This is a genomic window from Pseudonocardia sp. T1-2H, from assembly GCF_038039215.1.
GTDB lineage: Bacteria > Actinomycetota > Actinomycetes > Mycobacteriales > Pseudonocardiaceae > Pseudonocardia.
This window is the reverse complement of the sequence record NZ_JBBPCL010000001.1, coordinates 540353-559123: the sequence shown is the minus strand read 5'-3', so window position 1 is coordinate 559123 and position 18771 is coordinate 540353. Positions and strand designations below refer to the sequence as shown.

Annotated in this window: 19 protein-coding genes, 1 tRNA gene and 1 pseudogene; 8 read left to right on the top strand and 13 right to left on the bottom strand. The window is 70.5% G+C overall.

Translation table 11 applies throughout. The annotated features are described in order from the left end of the window. Positions 1-250: 250 nt before the first annotated feature. Positions 251-652, bottom strand: coding sequence for a VOC family protein (locus WBK50_RS02800; protein ID WP_341334086.1), 402 nt, complete (start codon positions 650-652; stop codon positions 251-253). 10 nt (positions 653-662) lie between these two features. After that, positions 663-1091: a helix-turn-helix transcriptional regulator gene (locus WBK50_RS02795; RefSeq protein WP_341334085.1), complete on the bottom strand. Its 429-nt coding sequence runs from the start codon at positions 1089-1091 to the stop codon at positions 663-665. Positions 1092-1171: 80 nt separating this feature from the next. Between WBK50_RS02795 and WBK50_RS02790 the strand changes: the two genes are divergently transcribed. Further along, a complete protein-coding gene (locus WBK50_RS02790) occupies positions 1172-1504 on the top strand; it encodes an antibiotic biosynthesis monooxygenase family protein (RefSeq protein ID WP_341334084.1) in 333 nt (110 codons plus the stop codon). Between the two features lie 337 nt (positions 1505-1841). Here the strand turns inward: WBK50_RS02790 and map are convergent, their stop codons facing one another. Next, positions 1842-2624, bottom strand: coding sequence for a type I methionyl aminopeptidase (map, locus tag WBK50_RS02785; RefSeq protein ID WP_341334083.1), 783 nt, complete (start codon positions 2622-2624; stop codon positions 1842-1844). A 66-nt stretch (positions 2625-2690) separates the two neighbouring features. On the opposite strand from map, the pseudogene WBK50_RS02780 reads away from it, so the two are divergent. After that, positions 2691-2977 (top strand): annotated as a pseudogene (locus tag WBK50_RS02780) (helix-turn-helix domain-containing protein). Positions 2978-3563: 586 nt separating this feature from the next. Here WBK50_RS02780 and WBK50_RS02775 read toward each other — a convergent pair. Together WBK50_RS02775 and WBK50_RS02770 are read right to left on the bottom strand one after the other, a co-directional pair. Beyond that, the gene (locus tag WBK50_RS02775; protein ID WP_341339270.1) at positions 3564-3884 is read right to left on the bottom strand and encodes a dihydrofolate reductase family protein; all 321 of its coding nucleotides are present in this window, start codon (positions 3882-3884) and stop codon (positions 3564-3566) included. Then, positions 3881-4183, bottom strand: coding sequence for a hypothetical protein (locus tag WBK50_RS02770; protein ID WP_341334082.1), 303 nt, complete (start codon positions 4181-4183; stop codon positions 3881-3883). The genes WBK50_RS02775 and WBK50_RS02770 overlap by 4 nt, the downstream gene beginning before the upstream one ends. A gap of 1081 nt (positions 4184-5264) precedes the next feature. Between WBK50_RS02770 and WBK50_RS02765 the strand changes: the two genes are divergently transcribed. From WBK50_RS02765 to WBK50_RS34905, 3 genes are all read left to right on the top strand, one after another. Further along, positions 5265-6500, top strand: coding sequence for a heparan-alpha-glucosaminide N-acetyltransferase domain-containing protein (locus WBK50_RS02765; protein ID WP_341334081.1), 1236 nt, complete (start codon positions 5265-5267; stop codon positions 6498-6500). A gap of 14 nt (positions 6501-6514) precedes the next feature. Continuing rightward, complete coding sequence (locus WBK50_RS02760) at positions 6515-7249, top strand: helix-turn-helix domain-containing protein (RefSeq protein ID WP_341334080.1); 735 nt, start codon at positions 6515-6517, stop codon at positions 7247-7249. A 137-nt stretch (positions 7250-7386) separates the two neighbouring features. Then, on the top strand, positions 7387-7518 hold the full coding sequence (locus WBK50_RS34905) for a hypothetical protein (RefSeq protein ID WP_445942214.1): 132 nt from the start codon (positions 7387-7389) through the stop codon (positions 7516-7518). Positions 7519-7933: 415 nt separating this feature from the next. Here WBK50_RS34905 and WBK50_RS02750 read toward each other — a convergent pair whose 3' ends face one another. Both WBK50_RS02750 and WBK50_RS02745 read right to left on the bottom strand, forming a co-directional pair. Continuing rightward, positions 7934-8665, bottom strand: coding sequence for a phosphotransferase (locus tag WBK50_RS02750; RefSeq protein ID WP_341334079.1), 732 nt, complete (start codon positions 8663-8665; stop codon positions 7934-7936). 241 nt (positions 8666-8906) lie between these two features. Continuing rightward, positions 8907-8980: transfer RNA gene (locus WBK50_RS02745), tRNA-Leu, on the bottom strand. A 224-nt stretch (positions 8981-9204) separates the two neighbouring features. On the opposite strand from WBK50_RS02745, the gene WBK50_RS02740 reads away from it, so the two are divergent. Next, entirely contained in the window at positions 9205-9567 is a 363-nt protein-coding gene (locus WBK50_RS02740) for a YciI family protein (protein WP_341334078.1), read from the top strand. Continuing rightward, complete coding sequence (locus WBK50_RS02735) at positions 9564-10772, top strand: RNA polymerase sigma factor (RefSeq protein WP_341334077.1); 1209 nt, start codon at positions 9564-9566, stop codon at positions 10770-10772. The genes WBK50_RS02740 and WBK50_RS02735 overlap by 4 nt, the downstream gene beginning before the upstream one ends. Positions 10773-10806: 34 nt before the next feature. On the opposite strand, the gene WBK50_RS02730 is transcribed toward WBK50_RS02735, so the two are convergent. From WBK50_RS02730 to WBK50_RS02720, 3 genes are all read right to left on the bottom strand, one after another. Beyond that, positions 10807-12180, bottom strand: a complete 1374-nt coding sequence (locus WBK50_RS02730) for an NAD(P)/FAD-dependent oxidoreductase (RefSeq protein WP_341334076.1) — start codon at positions 12178-12180, stop codon at positions 10807-10809. 77 nt (positions 12181-12257) lie between these two features. After that, positions 12258-12983 (bottom strand): uracil-DNA glycosylase, encoded by a 726-nt coding sequence (locus tag WBK50_RS02725; RefSeq protein WP_341334075.1) that lies wholly within the window; start codon positions 12981-12983, stop codon positions 12258-12260. 1 nt (position 12984) lies between these two features. Then, entirely contained in the window at positions 12985-13941 is a 957-nt protein-coding gene (locus tag WBK50_RS02720; RefSeq protein WP_341334074.1) for a Ppx/GppA phosphatase family protein, read from the bottom strand. 144 nt (positions 13942-14085) lie between these two features. On the opposite strand from WBK50_RS02720, the gene WBK50_RS02715 reads away from it, so the two are divergent. Further along, on the top strand, positions 14086-15720 hold the full coding sequence (locus WBK50_RS02715) for an acyl-CoA dehydrogenase family protein (protein WP_341334073.1): 1635 nt from the start codon (positions 14086-14088) through the stop codon (positions 15718-15720). Between the two features lie 579 nt (positions 15721-16299). Here the strand turns inward: WBK50_RS02715 and WBK50_RS02710 are convergent. From WBK50_RS02710 to eno, 3 genes are read right to left on the bottom strand one after another with little or no spacing between them, the layout of a single operon-like run. Beyond that, the gene (locus WBK50_RS02710) at positions 16300-16827 is read right to left on the bottom strand and encodes a DUF501 domain-containing protein (RefSeq protein ID WP_445942213.1); all 528 of its coding nucleotides are present in this window, start codon (positions 16825-16827) and stop codon (positions 16300-16302) included. Continuing rightward, positions 16824-17351, bottom strand: a complete 528-nt coding sequence (locus WBK50_RS02705) for an FtsB family cell division protein (RefSeq protein WP_445942212.1) — start codon at positions 17349-17351, stop codon at positions 16824-16826. The genes WBK50_RS02710 and WBK50_RS02705 overlap by 4 nt, the downstream gene beginning before the upstream one ends. Positions 17352-17359: 8 nt before the next feature. Then, positions 17360-18649, bottom strand: coding sequence for a phosphopyruvate hydratase (eno, locus tag WBK50_RS02700; protein WP_341334071.1), 1290 nt, complete (start codon positions 18647-18649; stop codon positions 17360-17362). Positions 18650-18771: the final 122 nt, after the last annotated feature.

Below are 18771 nucleotides of genomic sequence, written 5' to 3'. Positions count from 1 at the left end.
CGCTCACCGGTGAGCGCCCCGGGGACCGCGGCGAGATCGAGGTCCGCATGGTCGACGCGCGCGGGTCGCCGTGCTGCGAGCAGGTCCATGAGGTCGAGCTCCCCTGCCAACGCCTCCGGCGGGCGACGGCTGCGCCGCGCGACCAGCCCGCCGTCGCCCCGATCTCGACGACCTCGCTCCGGTGCCCGCCGGCCACCGGGCCGACCACGGCCGGGCCCGGCCACGCCCGCGGATCGATCACCTGCCCCGATCAGGCCTGGTTGATCCGGATCATGTTGCCGGAGGGGTCGCGGAAGGCGCAGTCCCGCACGCCCCACGGCTGGGCCATCGGCTCCTGCAGCACCTCCGCGCCCGAGGCCCGGACCTTCTCGAAGGTGGCGTCGAGATCGTCGGTCCGGAAGATCACGCCGTTGAGCGAGCCCTTGGTGAGGAGCCCGAGGAGGGCGTCGCCGTCGGCGGCCGGACGGCCGGCCTGCGGCTCGGCGAGGACGATCTCGATCTCCGGCTGCGACGGCGGAGAGAGCGTCACCCAGCGGAAACCCTCGTTGGCGATGTCGCTGCGCATCTCGAGGCCCAGGGCGTCGCGGTAGAAGTCCAGGGCCTTGTCGGGGTCGTGGACGAGGATGGTGGTGTGCGAGAGGGAGAGGTTCATGACGGGAACGCTAGAGCGCGCCGAGCCGGCGGGCTTCTCCGTTCCTGCTCGGTCTCGTGTGGACCTTGGCGACGCACGCCGGGACGACTGCGCCCGCGCTGTGGTCCCGTGCACGGTAGGCCGTCGGGCTCTCACCGACGAGCTCGGTGAACCGTGAGCTGAACGAGCCCAGCGAGGTACAGCCGACCTCCATGCAGACCTCGGTGACCGTGAGGTCGCCGCGCCGGAGCAGGGCCTTCGCCCGCTCGATCCGGCGCGTCATCAGGTAGCTGTAGGGGGTCTCCCCGTACGCGGCGCGGAATCTGCGGGAGAAGTGCGCAGGCGACATCAACGCCTCCCGGGCGAGGCTCGGGACGTCGAGCGGACTCGCGTACTCGCGGTCCATGAGGTCCCGGGCGCGGCGGAGGTGCGCGAGGTCCGCGAGCTCCTCGGGGGTCATCTCCGCAGCGTAACCCCGACCCGCCGCCGATCACCCGAATCCGGTGGCGGTGAGGGCCGTCGACCGGCGAGGGTGACGCCGTGTTCGCCTCCACGCCCGAGCCGCCTTACGTCGCGGTGATCTTCACGTCGCTCCGGTCCGACGGGGACCGCGGCTACTCCGCGATGGCCGACGCCATGGCCACGCTGGCCCGGGAGCAGCCCGGCTATCTCGGGGTCGAGTCGGCACGGGAGGGCGTCAGCATCACGGTGTCCTACTGGCGGGACGCGCACGCGGCCCGCGCCTGGAAGGACGTCGCCGCACATCTGGTGGCCCAGCGCCGCGGGCGGGACGTCTGGTACTCGGACTACCGCGTCCGGGTGGCGCAGGTGCTGCGGGAGTACGGGCCGTCGACCTCGGAGCTCGACGGGTGAGCGCGGCCTGCTCCTGACCCGCCAGCCGCGGACCTCGCGGGCCAGGGCCCTCGCGCGCCTGCTGGTGTGCAGGCCTCGAGCAGCGGCAGGATCACGGCGTACCGGTCGGATCGGCCCAGACACTCGAAGGCGGCCTTCGCGCGACACGTCGTCGTTCGCCTTGCGCTGACCGTCGATCCAGCCATGCCACAGGGCGACGTCGGGCGCGTCGACGATCGTGATCATGGCCGACGTTCGCACTGATCGCGTCCGATCGCGGACGCCCGGCCGACGCCGAGATTCGGAACGACGATGGGTGGTGAACTTCTGGGAGCGGGGAACGCGGATGGCTGTCACCTCATGGTTGCGCCTGCTTCGGCAAGGTGAGAACTTCGGATCCGTCGTTGGTGATAGCGATCGTGTGCTCACTGTGCGCTGTCCGGCAGCCTGTCGCGCTTCGGAGTGTCCAGCCATCGGCATCGGTGACGAGCTCGGCGGTGTCCGCCATGACCCATGGCTCCAACGCCAGCAACAGCCCAGGGCGCAGCCTGTATCCGCGGCCGGGCCGCCCCGTGTTCGGGACGTGCGGGTCCTGGTGCATCGTCGATCCGACGCCATGACCTCCAAACTCGGTGCTGACCGGATATCCCGCCTCGCTGAGGACCGAGCCGATGGCATGGGAGATGTCACCGATGCGAGCCCCTGGTCCGGCCGCGGCAATCCCTGCGCTCAATGCGCGCTCGGTCGCGCTGATCATCGCAACGCTCTCCGGGGGGTTCGAGCCGCCCACGATGAAGCTGATGGCGGAGTCAGCGACGACTCCGCCTTTGGAGACGGCGAGGTCGAGCGTCAGCAGGTCGCCGTTGGCAAGCGTGTAGTCGTAGGGCAGTCCGTGGAGCACGGCGTCGTTGACCGACGTGCAGATGTAGTGGCCGAACGGCCCGCGTCCGAAGGACGGCTCGTAGTCGACGTAACAGGACCGCGCTCCGGCCTCGGTGATCATGGACTGGGCCCAAAGGTTGATGTCCAGCAGGTTCGTGCCCACCTCGCAGCGACTCCTCAGCGTCTGCAAGATGTCGGCGACCAGGGCGCCTGCCTGCCTGGCTCGTGGCAGTTCGGTGGGGTTCAGGATCTCGATCATGCGACGCCTTACTCGGTCAGCCAATAAGTATCCCGGCCATATTATCCCGGTACTACAATTGGTGTCATGGTCAGGTTGCCGCTCACTCCCGCAGAGGTCGAGCGCGGGCAGCGCCTCGGCGCCCTCCTGCGTCGAGCCAGGGGGAGCGTTCGATGCTCGGCACCGCACTGGACGCAGGTGTCTCGCCAGAGACTCTTCGGAAGATCGAGTCCGGTCGCGTAGCCACCCCTGCCTTCCCGACCATCGCTGCGATCGCCGACGTTCTCGGCCTTTCCCTCGATGCAGTGTGGGCGGAGATCAACCAGACGGGACGGCGCTGCCGATCCCGCGAGGTCACGTCGCAACGCAGGTGAGCGGTTGGCCTCGTAGGTCTTGATCCCGCAGCTTCGTTGCAGTTGCCGAGGCTGGAGAACACCTGGGCGCGGTTCTCAACCAACGTCCCCGGCCCGTACACCTAGAACTTCAGCCTGTATTCAGCGCAGCCACCCGCCAACCACCCGCGTCAGCCGGACAGCACCGGACACCGCAAGATCGCCCTCAGGTCACGAATCCCCTGGCCAGGGGCGATTTTGCCGATCCGGCGGAGGTGCCCCGGTGGGATTCGAACCCACACTGTGACCCTTCTAAGGGGAAGCTCGACGACGTCTCGTACCCGCCGCTGACCTGCGCGTTCCAGCTCCCCGTGCTTGATCATCCCAAACTTCGGCACGCATTCGGCGCGGGCGACTCCGGGGGGCCTTCCTCGCGCGCTTCGGGCTAGGTGGTGATCTCCTCGCGGCGCGGGCTCGTCCCTGCTGGGAGGAGGTCGCCGCCCCAGGTGCCCTTCTCCTGATCTCTGAGCGGTGTCGGGTTCGGGCGGAGCCCGGCCGCCGGAGGCATCGCAGTTGGCGGGTTCGGAGACTTCCTCATCGCGCGGAGGCAGCCGAGCTCAGACGTGGGTCAGTTCTTGTTCCAGAGCTGATGGATAAGGCCACTCGGCGAGGCGACCGACTCGACCGTGAAGCGGTCTTCGGTGCTGCTTACTCCTTCCCATAGGGATACACCCTGCCCAAGAGTGATGGGCACGATCACCAGGTGCATAAAGTCGACCAGGTCGGCCTGAAGGAACTGGCGGACCGTCGAGGGCCCCCCGCCGATGCGGACGTCGCGACCGTCGGCGGCCTCCTGAGCCAGGCGGAGCACGTCGTGCGCTGGCCCGTCGACGAAGCGGAAGCTCGTCCCATTGGGAAAGTCGATCGGAGGACGTGGGTGGTGGGTCATGACGAACACGGGTGTACGAAAGGGTGGCTCGTCGCCCCACCAGCCCCGCCATCCGTCGTCGGGCCAGTCGCCGACCTGCGGGCGAACTTGCGACGTCCCATGATCTCGGCGCCGATCCCCTGGCCCCACATACTGGTCATGGCGCGGTCCAGTGTGACAGCCGCATCCGCCTTGTCGATCCCGTGGATGAATCGCCCGTCGAACCCTGCGAAGAGCCGCTCGGCACCGCCGATCGGGGCGTCGACGGTCACATGCTCGCCGGCGGCGTAGCCGTCGAGTGAGATGTTCAGGTTGTGCACCCGGGTTCGGGGCATGGTGCCTCCTTGAGTGATCGCTTGGACCGCGTGTCCCCTGGGTCGACCGACGAGGAGGGCCGGATTCATCGCTGCGCGCTGATTTGAGTCTGGCCGACGATCACCAGGGCAGTTGATGGCCGTCTTGGTCGAGCCCGCATGGGGACGATCATGCATCGCCGCCGCGCTCGGCGCCGGAACTTCGGCACGTATTCGGCACAGCCAGCCGGAGAACACCGGCCCCGACCGGACACGGCCGGACAGCGCCTAAGCCGAAGATTGAGGAGATCCGCAGCTCAGAGCCATGATCGGGCCGGTCGGTGTGGGTGCCCCCGGTGGGATTCGAACCCACACTGTGACCCTTTAAGGGGAGCCACTCCTCCGGCTTGATCATGCCTCTGACCTGGATGTACCCAGCCCTCATGATCACGCTGGCCCAAACTTCGGCGCGTATTCAGCACACAGGCAGTCCGTCTGGCCTCCGCGATCCGCGGTCAACATGACCGTGACGCCCACCTGCGGGACCGGCCAGTCCGCTTGCACCGGCGACCTCACATGCCCTCGTGCGCAGCGATCAGAGTCCCGCGATCCTCCTTGTGACAAAACACGTTCGTCCACCTGGAAGCTTCACACAGTCATGTTCTGTGGACCCGAGCAATTCTCGCCGACATCACTCAATGTGGACCTTGAAGAGGTCCTACACTCGTGGACCCGGCGGAGCACCGGGCAGCCTGATCAAATGCCGCCGGACAACGGGTGAGGCATAGCCTGATCAATGTTGCATGCAACACCCACCTCCCAGTGACCACACCTACGGGGGAGCAGACTTCGATCGCTGGATCCTAAGCCAGTTCTTCGCATAACGGACAACTCGGCCAATCGCCCAGCGAAATCCAAACTCTGGGCGACAGGGCATGCATTGACGCACGTCCAACCTGGGCTGTTCGCATCGATCTGACCGCACCAGCGTCAGGTCGGCCAATTCCGCAGGCTGCCCTACCCCGAGAAACGAGGTTGATTCATGCCCTGCCCCTCTGCGTACCGGGAACCGTCACTGCCAGCCGGAGCTGGTGGCCGGGGGTGACCCATGAGTGACGCAGCGACCATGCCAGCGGCGAGCGTGCCCATGAAGGAGCGCTTCCTGGGCGTCGACGTCGCACGCGGAGTCGCGCTGCTCGCGATGCTCGCCGCGAACATCTGGGACGCGGCGATCGGCGCGGTCGACGACAACGGCCAACCGACGCTCGCCGGGATGACCGTGATCGGGCGCTCGGCCACGTTGTTCGTGATGGTGGCGGGGATCAGTCTGGCATTCATCACCGGCGGCCGACACCCGAGGCAAGGCCGTGACCGCCGAGCCACGGTGGTGAGTCTCGTCGTGCGCGCCCTGTTGATCGCCGCCATTGGTCTTGCGATCGGCTACGGTTCGGGGCCGGTCATGATCCTTCCGTACTACGGCCTGTTCTTCCTGCTCGCGATCCCGTTCATCGGCCTCCGGCCACGCACGCTTGCCCTCGTCGCCACCGGGGTGGCCGTAATCGGCCCGCTCCTCCTGTTGTGGGCGACCAGCCTCGGCCTGGAACCCGCCGACGGCAGCCTGACGTTCACCGATCTCTTCACCGATCCGGGAGGCTCCGTCCTCCAACTCTTCGTCACCGGCTACTTCCCCGCGGTCGTCTACATGGCCTACATCTTCGTGGGCATGGCGATCGGCCGGCTCGATCTGTCCTCCACCCGGGTCGCCACCCGGCTCCTGGTCAGCGGCGTCGTGCTGGCTGTGATCGCGTGGGTCGCATCATCGCTACTGCTGTTCAAGCTGGGCGGACTGCAGCAGCTGATCGCCGCGGCCGGGCCCGACGCGGATCCGGCGACGATCCAGAACGAGGTCCTCTGGGACGCGCAACGTACGGACACGTGGTGGTGGCTCGCGGTGCGCAGCCACCACTCGGCAACGCCGATCGACGCGATCCACACCATCGGCGTCGCGATGGCCGTCATCGGCGCCGTGCTGCTCATCACCAGACACCGCGCTGCGGCCCGCGTCCTGTGGCCGGTGGGCGTGGCCGGCGCCATGACCCTGACCATCTACTCCGCGCACGTGCTCGTGCTGGGCGCCGGCGTGCTGGGCGACGAGCCGCTCGCGCTCTACCTGACGTCCGTGGCCGGCGCGCTCGGCTTCGCCGTGCTCTGGCGCCACTTCTTCGGCCAGGGACCGCTGGAACGGCTGGTCTCGACGGCGGCGGGCCGCGCACGTCGCGCGGCCTTGGGATGGCGCTGGATCGGGAGCCAAAGCGACACCGGCAGCACCCCGCGGGGTCGCTGAGCCGAGGAACGGCCTTGCTCCAATCGAACAACCGGGCCCGCGGGTCGCACGACACCGCAGAACCGGCCGACCCGTTCGTCATCACCCTGGAGCAGGCCGACGACGGGGTCTGCCGGCTCCGGCTGTTCGGCGCTCTCGCCAACGGGGGGGCTCCCAGCCTCCGCGCCGTGGCCAGGCAACAGCTGGCCGCGTCCCCGCGGCTGCTGGCACTGGACCTCACCCACCTCGCAAGGCTGACGTCCGCCGGCGCTCAGACCCTCACCACCATCGCGCAATGGGCGGGGGATGCCCACATCGCCCTCTGTCTGATCGCCCCGCCCGACCATCCCGTGCGCGCCGCTCTCGTCGCCGCCGACCTGCGGGAGCTGTTCGCAATCCACCCCGACTTTGAGCGCAATTACCTCAAGCCGAACCGTCCACCGCCGGGAGCGCCTCCGGTGAGCCTGCCCGTGGTGGACCTGCCCGGCCTGATCGCGCTCGGCCGGTCCGACAGCGAGATCGACGCATACATCCGCTACTGGCTGGGCCCGCTGCTCGATTTCGACGCCGAGCACAGGAGCAATCTGGTCGCTGCACTGCGGGCATACCTGGACAACTGGGGCGACTGCCCGCGGACCGCGCGAACGCTCGGCATCGACACCACGACCGCTCGCAATCGGCTCCATCACGTCCGCCAGCTCCTCGCTGTCGACCTCACAGATAGCGACACCCTGTTCCACCTCCAGGTCGCCACCCGGCTCCTCCGCTAGACCGACGGCCGGGTGCCATCACGGCGATCTCTCGGACAGCGTCTTGCGCACTCACTCCAGACGAAGCGGCGTCGCCGCTCGCGCGACGGCCGTACGACCTGCGCCACGCGGCCCTCTCGACGTGGCTCAACGTGGGGGTGCCTCCCACGCAGGTTGCGGAGTGGGCCAGCCACAGTGTGGCTGTCCTGCTGCGGGTCTACGCCAAGTGCATCTCCGGGCAGGAGGAGGCTGCCCGGAACCGCGTCGCGCTGGCGCTCGGCCTGCCCTGAGGCCGTCACCCCGCTTGGACACGCATTGGCACAGCCACCCGGGGACGGCCGGACGGCGCCGGACGCCACCGGACACAGCAGAACGGCCCCTGACCCGCGTTTCCGCTGGTCAGGGGCCGTTCGCCCTGGGTGTGGCAGGTGAAGGATTCGAACCTTCGTAGGCTGAGCCGACGGATTTACAGTGGACTGTCAACTTGGCCTTGACCTGCGGCGGATTCGTATCGACAGCGCCTGCGCCCGTGCATAGTCCGCGCGGCCTGTTCTTGCCCGCCCACGCCGGGTGTTGGTGGTGATCTCCTCGCGGCGCGGGTGCAACCCTTCCGGGCCGAGGGGTGGGGGGTGAGGAGATCACCACCCTCCGCCGCACTCCCCCGATCTCTGAGCGGTGCCGGGTCCGGGCGGAGCCCGGGTGTGTTCAGTTCCCTACTCGTTGCCGGAGGCTGTCGAGTCGTTGCCGTGCATAGGCGGGCTCGATGGCCCATCCGCAGGCTGTTTCCCACGCGTCGATCGCGGCTAAGGCCATGGTCAGGCGGTGGCTGGTGAGTGGTCCGTCGGGGATCTCGACGAGATCGAGGTCCGGGTGGTCAATTCGTGATTCGTCCCAGTCGATGAAGCCGACCCGGCCGCTCTGTATCCGGATGTTGGCACCACCGGGGTCCCCATGGATGACGGCCAGCGGAACGTCGGGAAGGCCGCCCCAGGCTTGCCGGCACAACCGCACTACGTCTGCCGGCATCACGCGGAGGTTGACGTCGCCGCCGTATAGCTCGGTCAGCAGGTCTTGCGTGGAGGAGAACCCTGGTCGCTGCGTAGACCAACCAGCCGTAAGCCTGTGGAGCCGAACCAGTTCACGGGCGACGATCGTCCAGTCGTCACCCTCTGGTGGGTGGCCATCCACCCAGGTCTGGACCAGGATTCCATCGACAGATCGCCGACCGTCCACGGTCGGTACGGTCGCCGGGACGATGAAGTCATACGAGGCGAGGAAGTCGAGCAGATCCAGTTCCCACGCCAGTGCGTCAGACGTCCGGAGGCTACGACGCGCGATGAGTCGGGTGGGCCCGTCAACCTCGTAGACAGCGTTCCGGTGACCGCCGCCGAGTCGGTTCCCGAGCGTGAGACCGGGCCAAGGGCTGAGGTCAAGCACGGGGGTAGCCTGCCGCATCGCGTGCGGGTCTGGAGCTGCAGATCTACGCCAAGTGCATGGCCGGCCAGGAGGACGCCGCCCGCCGCCGGATCGCGGCCGCGCTCGGCGGTGAAACTTTGGCGCGTATTGGGCGTGATCAGTCGGAGAACGCCGGTCCACGCCGGACACAGCCGGACAGCACTGGAGGTGAGGAGTGAGCGTCTTCGCAGCTCAGCGCCATGATCGGGCCGGTGATCGGGGGTGCCCCCGGTGGGATTCGAACCCACACTGTGACCCTTTTAAGGGGCCTGCCTCTGCCGGTTGGGCTACGGGGGCGACCCCGCCACCCTAGCGACGGCCCCTTCGCCGCCCGACACTCGGCGAAGAATCTTGTGGTGGGGTGTCGAGGCCGCCAGGCTGGCTCCGACCTGCCTGCGAACGGGGTCACCGACGACCCCGGACCAGGAGGAAGCCATGGAGATCCCGCGCTGTCCCGGCCACGACATCGATCCCGAGTTGCTCGCCCCTGTCCTGATCATCCACTTCGCTGGAGGGCCCCGATGAAGTACATGCTGATGATCTACGACAACCCGGAAACCCGCTCCGTCTTCTTCGGGCCGGACGGCGACGCCCTGATGGCCGAGATGGACGCGCTGATGGCCGAGCTCACCGAGTCCGGCGAACTCGTCAGCACGGACGCGCTTGCCGATCCGGCGAGCAGCAAGGTCGTCCGCGTCCGCGACGGCGTCCCGGCGATCACCGACGGTCCGCTCGCCGAGGCCAAGGAGCACTTCGGCGGCTACCTGATCGTCGACTGCGACTCCGAGGCGCGCGCCGTCGAGATCGCCGCCCGCTGGCCGAGCGCGAAGTTCACCGCGATGGAGGTGCGGCCCATCCTCGACATCAGTGGCGAGGAGATGTGACGAGCACCGAGGACCTGCTGCCGACACTCGCGCCGCAGGTCCTCGGGGTGCTCGTGCGCCGCTACCGCCAGTTCGACCTGTGCGAGGACGCGGTGCAGGAGGCACTCCTGGCCGCGACGGCGCAGTGGCCGGGCGAGGGCGTCCCGGACAACCCGCACGGCTGGCTGGTCACGGTCGCGGCCCGCCGCTTCGTCGACGCGGTGCGCAGCGAGAACGCGAGCCGACGACGCGAGGAACGTGCCGCCGTCCTCGAGGAACCCCTTTCCGGCATCGAGTCCCCGCAGTCGGACGACACCCTGTCCCTGCTCGTCCTGTGCTGTCATCCCGCGCTGTCCCCGCCGTCGCAGCTGGCCCTGACCCTGCGGGCGGTCGGCGGCCTGACCACCGCGGAGATCGCCGCGGCCTTTCTCGTCCCGGAGACGACGATGGCCCAGCGGATCAGCCGCGCCAAGAAGACGATCAGGGCGGCCGGTGCCACGTTCGGCACCCCGGACGACGTCGAGGACCGCCTCGCCGTCGTCCGGCACGTCCTCTATCTGATGTTCAACGAGGGCTACACGGCGTCGTCCGGGCAGGTCCTGGCGCGGACCGAGCTGACCGGCGAGGCGATCCGGCTGACCCGCATGCTCCGCCGCACGCTCCCGGACGACGGCGAGGTCGCCGGCCTGCTCGCCCTCATGCTGCTCACCGACGCCCGCCGGCCGTCGCGCACGGGGCCGAACGGCGATCTCGTCCCGCTCGCGGAGCAGGACCGGAGCTTGTGGGACGCGACCTCGATCGCGGAGGGGACCGCACTCGTCGAGGAGGCGCTGGCCCGGGGCGCACTGGGCCCGTACAAGCTGCAGGCGGCGATCGGGGCGCTGCACGCGGAGGCCGCCACGGCGGAGGAGACGGACTGGGCGCAGATCGTCGGGCTCTACGAGCTGCTCGGGAAGCTCTCGCCGAACCCCGTCTACACGCTGAACCACGCGGTCGCGCTGGGGATGGCGTGCGGGCCGCGGGCGGGGCTGGACCTGCTCACGACCCTCGACGACGAGCGGTTGGCCGGGAACCACCGGGTCGCGGCGGTCCGGGCGCACCTGCTGGAGCTGGCCGGCGAGCCGGATGCGGCCCGCGAGCAGTACCGGATCGCCGCCCGACAGACCAGCAGCCTGCCCGAGCGTCGCTACCTCGAAGGCCGCGCCTCCAGCACTCGTGCGCGGTAATCGTCGCCCTGGCGACGATTACCGCGCACAGGCGCTACGCGCTCTTCCTGACCGGCTCGCCCGCGTCCGTGCCGGCGACCGGGGCGGCCGGGGCGACGGGCTTCGGCGAGGCGATCCGGCTGAACTCCGCCTTCGGCTCGTGGATCTGCCCGAGGGCGACGACCTCGCGGCCCATGAGCAGCGCCGTCGTCCAGTCCATGACGATCCGGAAGCGGCGGTTCCAGGTGGGCATCCGGCTGACGTGATAGGTCCGGTGCATGAACCACGCCGGGAAGCCCCGGAGCTTGACGCCGTAGATCTGCGCGACGCCCTTGTAGAGCCCCAGGCTCGCGACCGATCCCGCGTAGCTGTGCTTGTAGGGCTTGGTCTCGCCGCCGCGCAGGTGGGCGACGATGTTGTCGGCCAGCACCTTCGCCTGCCGCACGGCGTGCTGCGCGGACGGGCTGGTGCGCGCTTCCGGGTCGTCCTTCGACAGGTCCGGCACCGAAGCACAGTCGCCGGCGCTGAACACGCCGGGCCTGCCCTCGACCGCGAGGTCCGCGGTGCACAGGACGTGGCCGCGCGGGCCGAGCGGGAGGTCCGTCTGCTCGAGCATCGGGTTGGGCTTGACGCCCGCGGTCCAGACGATCGTGTCGGCGTCGAACTCGGTGCCGTCGCTGAGCACGACGTGCCCGCCGACCATCGACTCGACCCGGGTCTCGAGCAGGACCTCGATGCCGGCGTCGATCAGCCGCCCGACGGTGTACGCGCCCATCTTGGGCCCGACCTCGGGCATGATCCGGTTCATCGCCTCGACGAGCACCCAACGCAGGTCCTCGGCGTCGATGCTCTCGTAGTACTTCGTGGCGTACCGGGCCATGTCCGCGAGCTCGGCGAGTGCCTCGACGCCCGCGTAGCCGCCGCCGACGACCATGAACGTGAGCAGCCGCCGGCGGAGCTCCGGGTCGTCCGTGGTGGCGGCGGCGTCGAGCCGGGAGAGGACGTGGTTGCGCAGGTAGATGGCCTCGCCCACGTTCTTGAACGCGATGCCCTGCTCGGGCAGCCCGGGCACCGGCAGCGTGCGCGCGACGGAGCCCGGGGCGACCACGAGCACGTCGTAGTCGAGCGAGGTGGTGTGCCCCGCGGCCGTCTCGACGGTCACCTTCCTCTCCGCGTCGCTGATCGCGCTGACCCGCCCGGTCAGGACGTGGCAGCCGCGCAGGACCTTGTGCAGCGGGACGACGACGTGGCGCGGCTCGATGGAGCCGGCGGCCGCCTCGGGGAGGAAGGGCTGGTAGGTCATGTGCGACTGCGGGTCGACGACGGTGATGTCGGCCTCGCCGCGGCGCAGCTTCTTCTGCAGCCGCAGAGCGGTGTACATGCCGACGTAGCCGCCGCCGACCACGACGATTTTCTGACCATGCGCCATACCGACATTCGTACCCCGAGGACCTAACCCCAACCGGCGGTTCGCGCGTGATCTGCGTCGAACCGCTGTGAGACCGGCTACAGGAGGCCAGCGGCGACACCCGCGGCGCGCAGGACATCCTCGAGCATCGCGGGGGTCAGGCGTCCGGTGAAGGTGTTCTGCTGGCTCACGTGGTAGCTGCCGAACAGGTGCAGCGGCCTGGGTCCGGCCAGCTCGACGTGGGCGCCGTGGCCGAACTTCGGGCGCGGTCTGGGGATGGCCCAGCCGTGGCCGGCCAGGACGGGGAGCAGGGACTGCCAGCCGAAGCCCCCGAGCACGACGACGGACCGGACCGTCGGCGCGAGCAGGGCCAGCTCGGCGTCGAGCCAGTGCCGGCAGGTGTCCCGCTCCTCGGTCGTCGGCTTGTTCGCGGGCGGGGCGCATCGCACCGGCGAGGTGAGCCTCGTGCCCCGCAGGGCCAGCCCGTCGTCCTTGTGGACGGCGGTGGGCTGGTTGGCGAGCCCGACGGCATGCAGCGCGGCGTAGAGGAAGTCCCCGCTGCGGTCCCCGGTGAACATCCGGCCGGTCCGGTTGGCCCCGTGCGCGGCCGGCGCCAGGCCGACGATCAGCATCGACGCGTCCGCGGGGCCGAAGCCGGGCACCGGGCGTCCCCAGTAGGTCCAGTCCCGGAACGCGGCCCGCTTCGCCTTCGCCACCGCCTCCCGCCACGCCACGAGCCGCGGGCAGGCGCGGCACTGCGTGACCTGGGCGTCGAGCTCGGCGAGCGTGGTCGGTGTCGGCGGGAAAGCCCCTTTCCGGGGCACGTCAGACCGCGATCGAGCGGGCGATCCCGTCCAGGATGTCGTGCTCGCTGACGACCATCTCGTCGATCCCGGCGCGCTCGTGCAGCTCGTCCGCCAGCGCCTCGACGACGATCGCCCCCGCGGCGATCACGTCCACCCGCCCCGGGTGCAGGGCGCCGAGCTTCTCCCGCTCCGACTTCGGCGACGTGACGAGCTGCTGCGCGACCCGGTGGATGTCCTCGCGGCTCAGTCGCGACAGGTGCACGGCCTCGGGGTCGTACTCCGGCAGGTCCTGCGCGATCCCGGACAGCGTGGTGATCGTCCCCGCCACGCCGACCCAGGTCTTCACGCCCTCGACCGGCACCGCGGCGAAGGCCTCGTCGAGGATCCCGGTGGCCACCTCGCGGGCCTTGCCGACATCCTCGGGGCTCGGCGGATCCCCGGGCAGGCAGCGCTCGGTGAGCCGGACGCTGCCGACGTCCACGGACTTCGCCGCCGTCACGCTCGCCTTGCCGTCCACCAGCTCGCCGACGACCAGCTCCGTCGACCCGCCGCCCACGTCCACGACCACGAACGGGCCGTCGTCCGGGTCCAGCTCGCCGACCGCACCCTCGAACGACAGCCGGGCCTCCTCGTCGCCGCTGATCACCTCGGCGTCGATCCCGAGGGTGTCCCGAACCATCCCGAAGAAGTCCTCGCGGTTGCTCGCGTCGCGCGTCGCGGACGTCGCGACCATCCGGATACGCTCGACGCCCTTGCGGCGTATCGCCGCCGCGTAGTCGACGAGCGCGACGCGGGTGCGCTCGAGCGCCTCCGGGTCGAGCTCGCCCGTGGCGTCCACGCCCTTGCCCAGGCGCACGATCCGCATCTCCCGGTGCAGATCGCGGAGCTGGGGAGTGCCGTCGAAGCTCGTGGTCACGTCCGCGATCAAGAGGCGGATCGAGTTCGTCCCGCAGTCGATCGCGGCCACCCGAGACATAGGAGTTCCCTTCGCCGTTCCGGGCGACCACGCTACGCGGTCCGGACCTCGCACATCACGCAGCCCGGCCGGCCCGGCGACGCCGTGCGCGAACTGCTCACGCGGGGGGTCCCTGGGGGACGGAGCCGGGTTACTCTCCGGTACGTGGCGTACAGCGATGTCGACCCGCAGACCGATCTGGGCACCCACACGGTGACCAACCAGGCCCCGCCGCTCGACGGCTTCGATCCGCTGGCCTGCGATCCCGCGCTCACGGACGCCCTGCGTCGGGAGGGCGGCGCCCCCGAGGACCTCAAGGGGCTGGCCGCAGCGGTCGGTTCGGCGGAGTACCGCGAGCACGCGCGGCTGGCCAACGAGAACGAGCCCGTCCTGCGCACCCACGACCGCTACGGCCACCGGGTCGACGAGGTGGAGTTCCACCCGTCGTGGCACGCGCTGATGGAACTGTCCGTCGGCGCCGGGCTGCACGCGGCCCCGTGGGCGGGCGGCCCCGGGGCCCACGTCACCCGCGCCGCGGGGTTCTACCTGGTCAGCCAGCTGGAACAGGGACACTGCTGCCCGATCTCGATGACCTACGCGTCGATCCCGGCGTTGCGGCACGCCCCCGCGCTGGCGGCGCGGTTCGAGCCGGGCCTGACCTCCCGCACCTACGCGCCGGGACTCGCGCGGCCGGAGGCCAAGGCGGGGTTGCTCGCCGGGATGTCGATGACGGAGAAGCAGGGCGGCTCGGACGTCCGCACCGGCACGACCGTCGCGACGCCGCACGCGGACGGGACGTACTCGCTCGTCGGGCACAAGTGGTTCACCTCCGCCCCGATGAACGACCTGTTCCTGACCCTCGCCCAGGCGCCGGGCGGGCTGACCTGCTTCGTCCTCCCCCGCGTGCTCCCCGACGGGACGCGCAACGCGCTCCGGATCCAGCGGCTGAAGGACAAGCTCGGGAACCGGTCCAACGCGTCATCGGAGATCGAGTACGCGGGTGCGCTCGGGTGGCGCGTCGGCGACGAGGGCCGCGGCGTCGCGACGATCATCGAGATGGTGTCGATGACCAGGCTCGACTGCGTCCTCGGCTCGGCCGGCACGGTCCGCGCGGCGGTGTCCGAGGCGGCGCACCACGTGGCACACCGCAGCGCGTTCGGGGCCCGGCTCGCGGACCAGCCGCTGATGCAGGCGGTGATCGCGGACCTGGCCGTCGAGTCCGAGGCAGCGACGACGCTGGCGCTGCGGCTGGCCGGCGCCGCGGACCGCGGCGAGACGGCGCTGCTGCGGCTGGCGTTGCCGGCGTCGAAGTACCTGGTGTGCAAGCGGACCCCGGCCGTCGTCGCGGAGGCGCTGGAGTGCCTCGGCGGCAACGGGTACGTGGAGGAGTCCCCGATGCCGCGGCTGTACCGGGAAGCGCCGCTGAACTCGATCTGGGAGGGCTCCGGGAACGTCACCGCACTCGACGTCCTGCGCGCCGTCGGCCGGTCCCCGGAGTCCGTGGACGCGGTGCTGACGGAGGTCGACGCCGCCGCGGGCGCGGACAGCCGCTTCGACGCCGCGTGCTCGTCGCTGCGCACCGCGCTGCGGGAGCCGGACCCGCGCACCGCCCGCCGCCTCGCCGAGCTCCTGGCGCTCTGCCTGCAGGGCTCGCTGATGCTGCGGACCGCGCCGACCGAGGCCGCGGACGCGTTCGTCTCGGCCCGCCTCGCCGCGGACGGCCCCTGGCGCACCGCGGGCACCCTGCCCCCGACGACCGCGACCCGGACCCTCCTCACCCGCGTCACCCCCACCACCTGATCAGCCCCTGGCCCGCCCCGACCGCCCGGACCGCCCGCGAGTCGCGATCTAAGGCCGGGCGAGTCGCGATCTGAGACCCCGCGAGTCGCGACGTAAAACCTCGCGAGTCGCGATCTACCGCCTTCAAGTCGCGGTCTGGATTCCTTCGAGCCGGGATCAGACGCCACACGGGTCTCGGTTCGTACTGGAGTCGGGCGCGCGGCGGGGTCTGGTCACCGGGCTCGTACCGCGATGGGCCCGGGCCCGGGATCTACCGAATCGTGCGCGTCAAATCGTGCGCGTCATCGCCGCGCCGAACGAGACATGCGACGGCCCCCGGAGGGCTCGCCGATGCGGCTCCCTCAGCGCGCGCAGGGTCGACTCGCACGGCCCAGAGGCGCGACTCGAGAGGCCTCAGGCCCCGACTCGCCCGGCTCCAGAACGCGACTCGCCCGGCTCCAGAACGCGACTCGCCCGGCTCCAGAACGCGACTCGCCCGGCTCCAGAACGCGACTCGCCCGGCTCCAGAACGCGACTCGCCCGGCTCCAGAGCGCGACTCGCGGGGACCGAGTCGCGGCTCGTGGAGTCGGCTCGTGGAGTCAGGCGGAGCAGGGGCCCGTGGTGAACCAGTCTCCCAGATGGGCGATCGCGTCGTCGCCGATCGGGTTGACCCCGGGGCCCTTCGCCAGCGAGTGGGCGATGTGGACGTGCAGACATTTGACGCGGTCCGGCATCCCGCCCGCGCTGACGTCCGTGCCGAGCGGCTCGATCGCGTTCCGTTCCGCAAGGTAGGACTCGTGCGCAGCGCGGTACGCCGCGGCGAGCTCGGGCTCCTCGGCGAGGCGGTCGGTCTGCTCGCGCATGAGGCCCTCGGCCTCGAGGGTCCCGATCCGGGACGCCAGCTTCGGGCAGGTCAGGTAGTACAGCGTGGGAAACGGCGTGCCGTCCGGCAGCCGGGGCGCCGTCCGGACCACCGCGGGGTGGCCGGCCGGGCAGCGTGCCGCCACCGCGAGGACGCCGCGGGGCGGGCGGCCGAGCTGCTCGGCGATCACGGCGAGGTCCTCGGCCGACGCCCCCGCGGACCCCGATTCGGTAGCCGCCGCATCCCGGCTCGCGGGGCTCGTCACTGCGGGGATCCTTGCGTCACGTCGCTCCACAACTGTCTGTACCACGGGGTGTTCGCCTGGGCTGCCTCCGCCGCGGCGGGGTCCGCGGTCTCGCGCAGCTGCACCACGTACGGGATCTCGCCGGGCTTGACGTACCCGAGCCGGGACCGGGCCTCGGCCGCGACCTCCTCCGGGTCCGACAGCCGCGCCCGTCGCTCGGTCAGCTGATCGACCTCGGCGGCCAGCGCCCGTTGCTGGTCGGAGACCTCCGTCAGTGCCTGGCGCTGCGCCACGTAGTTGCGCAGCGGCATGGCGACGGTCAGCGTCAACGCGCAGACGACGATCGCGAGGATCGCCGCCCGCCGCGTCGACGACAGCCCGAGCAGGCCGGTGGTGGCCGCGACGACCCCGCGGGACCGGCTCCGGGTGAGCCGCGGCTCCCGGACCCGCTTGCCGCTCGTCGGACGGGCGGCACCGCGACCAGTGCGGGCCCGGTCACCCCGGGCCCGCGTCCGTTCGGACTCCGCGTGGGACACCGCCGCCATCGTCGGCCTCAGGCCTGCGGCACCGTGTACCGCGGGAACGCCAGCTCACCGGCGTAACGCGCAGCGTCGCCGAGGGCCTCCTCGATGCGCAGCAGCTGGTTGTACTTGGCGACCCGCTCGGAACGGGCGGGGGCGCCGGTCTTGATCTGGCCGCAGCCGGTGGCGACGGCGAGGTCCGCAATCGTCACGTCCTCGGTCTCCCCCGAGCGGTGGCTCATCATGCAGCGGTAGCTGAACGAGTGGGCCAGCGTGACGGCGTCGAGCGTCTCGGACAGCGTGCCGATCTGGTTGACCTTCACCAGCAGCGCGTTCGCGGCGCCCCGGTTGATGCCCTCCTCGAGCCGCTCCGGGTTGGTGACGAACAGGTCGTCGCCCACGATCTGGACCTTGTCCCCGATGGACTGGGTGAGCGAGACCCAGCCGTCCCAGTCGTCCTCGGAGAGCGGGTCCTCGATCGAGACCAGCGGGAACTCGTTCACCAGCTCGGCCCAGACCTTGGACAGGTCCGCCGAGGAGAGCTCCTTGCCCTCGTACCGGTACACGCCGTCGGAGAAGAACTCGGTGGCCGCCACGTCGAGGGCGAGCACCACGTCCGTGCCGAGGGTGTAGCCCGCCTTCTCGACGGCGACGCCGATCAGCTCGAGCGCGCCCTTGGTGCCGCCGGCGACGTCCGGGGCGAAGCCGCCCTCGTCGCCGAGGCCGGTGGAAAGGCCCTTCTCCTTCAGCACGGACTTCAGCGCGTGGTACACCTCCGCGCCCCAGCGCAGGGCCTCGCGGAAGGACTCGGCGCCGATGGGGGCGACCATGAACTCCTGGACGTCGACCGAGGTGTCCGCGTGTGCGCCGCCGTTGAGGATGTTCATCATCGGAACCGGCAGCACGTGCGCGTTCGGCCCGCCGACATAGCGGAACAGCTCCAGCCCCGAGGACTCCGCGGCGGCCTTCGCGACCGCGAGCGAGACGCCCAGCAGCGCGTTGGCGCCCAGCCGCGACTTGTCCGGGGTCCCGTCGAGGTCGACGAGCCGCTGGTCCACGAGGCGCTGGTCCACCGCTTCCATGCCGGTCAGCTCGGGGCCGATCTCGTCCAGGACCGCGGTGACAGCCTTCTCGACCCCCTTGCCGCCGTAGCGGGCATCGCCGTCCCGCAGCTCGACGGCCTCGTGCTCACCGGTCGACGCGCCGGAGGGCACCGCGGCCCTGGCCAGCGTGCCGTCGTCGAGGGCGACCTCGACCTCGACCGTGGGGTTGCCCCGGGAATCGAGGATCTCTCGCGCCCCGACCTGCTCGATGGCTGCCACCCGTTGCTCCTGTTCACCGTCGCCGTACCGAGATTCGCCTGCGTCAGGTTAGCCGCAGGCACCGACGATCCGGGGTACGAGCCCGGGCCACGTCACTGTGCGCCTTCCCGCAGCGGCCTCGC

Bases quoted from the DNA above. Each gene is read 5' to 3' on its own strand.
- WBK50_RS02775 (WP_341339270.1), bottom strand. From the start codon at position 3,884: ATGACCCACCACCCACGTCCTCCGATCGACTTTCCCAATGGGACGAGC.
- map (WP_341334083.1), bottom strand. From the start codon at position 2,624: ATGATCGAGATCCTGAACCCCACCGAACTGCCACGAGCCAGGCAGGCA.
- WBK50_RS02765 (WP_341334081.1), top strand. From the start codon at position 5,265: ATGAGTGACGCAGCGACCATGCCAGCGGCGAGCGTGCCCATGAAGGAG.
- WBK50_RS02720 (WP_341334074.1), bottom strand. From the start codon at position 13,941: ATGTCTCGGGTGGCCGCGATCGACTGCGGGACGAACTCGATCCGCCTC.
- WBK50_RS02705 (WP_445942212.1), bottom strand. From the start codon at position 17,351: ATGGCGGCGGTGTCCCACGCGGAGTCCGAACGGACGCGGGCCCGGGGT.
- WBK50_RS02730 (WP_341334076.1), bottom strand. From the start codon at position 12,180: ATGGCGCATGGTCAGAAAATCGTCGTGGTCGGCGGCGGCTACGTCGGC.
- WBK50_RS02795 (WP_341334085.1), bottom strand. From the start codon at position 1,091: ATGACCCCCGAGGAGCTCGCGGACCTCGCGCACCTCCGCCGCGCCCGG.
- WBK50_RS02740 (WP_341334078.1), top strand. From the start codon at position 9,205: ATGAAGTACATGCTGATGATCTACGACAACCCGGAAACCCGCTCCGTC.
- WBK50_RS02800 (WP_341334086.1), bottom strand. From the start codon at position 652: ATGAACCTCTCCCTCTCGCACACCACCATCCTCGTCCACGACCCCGAC.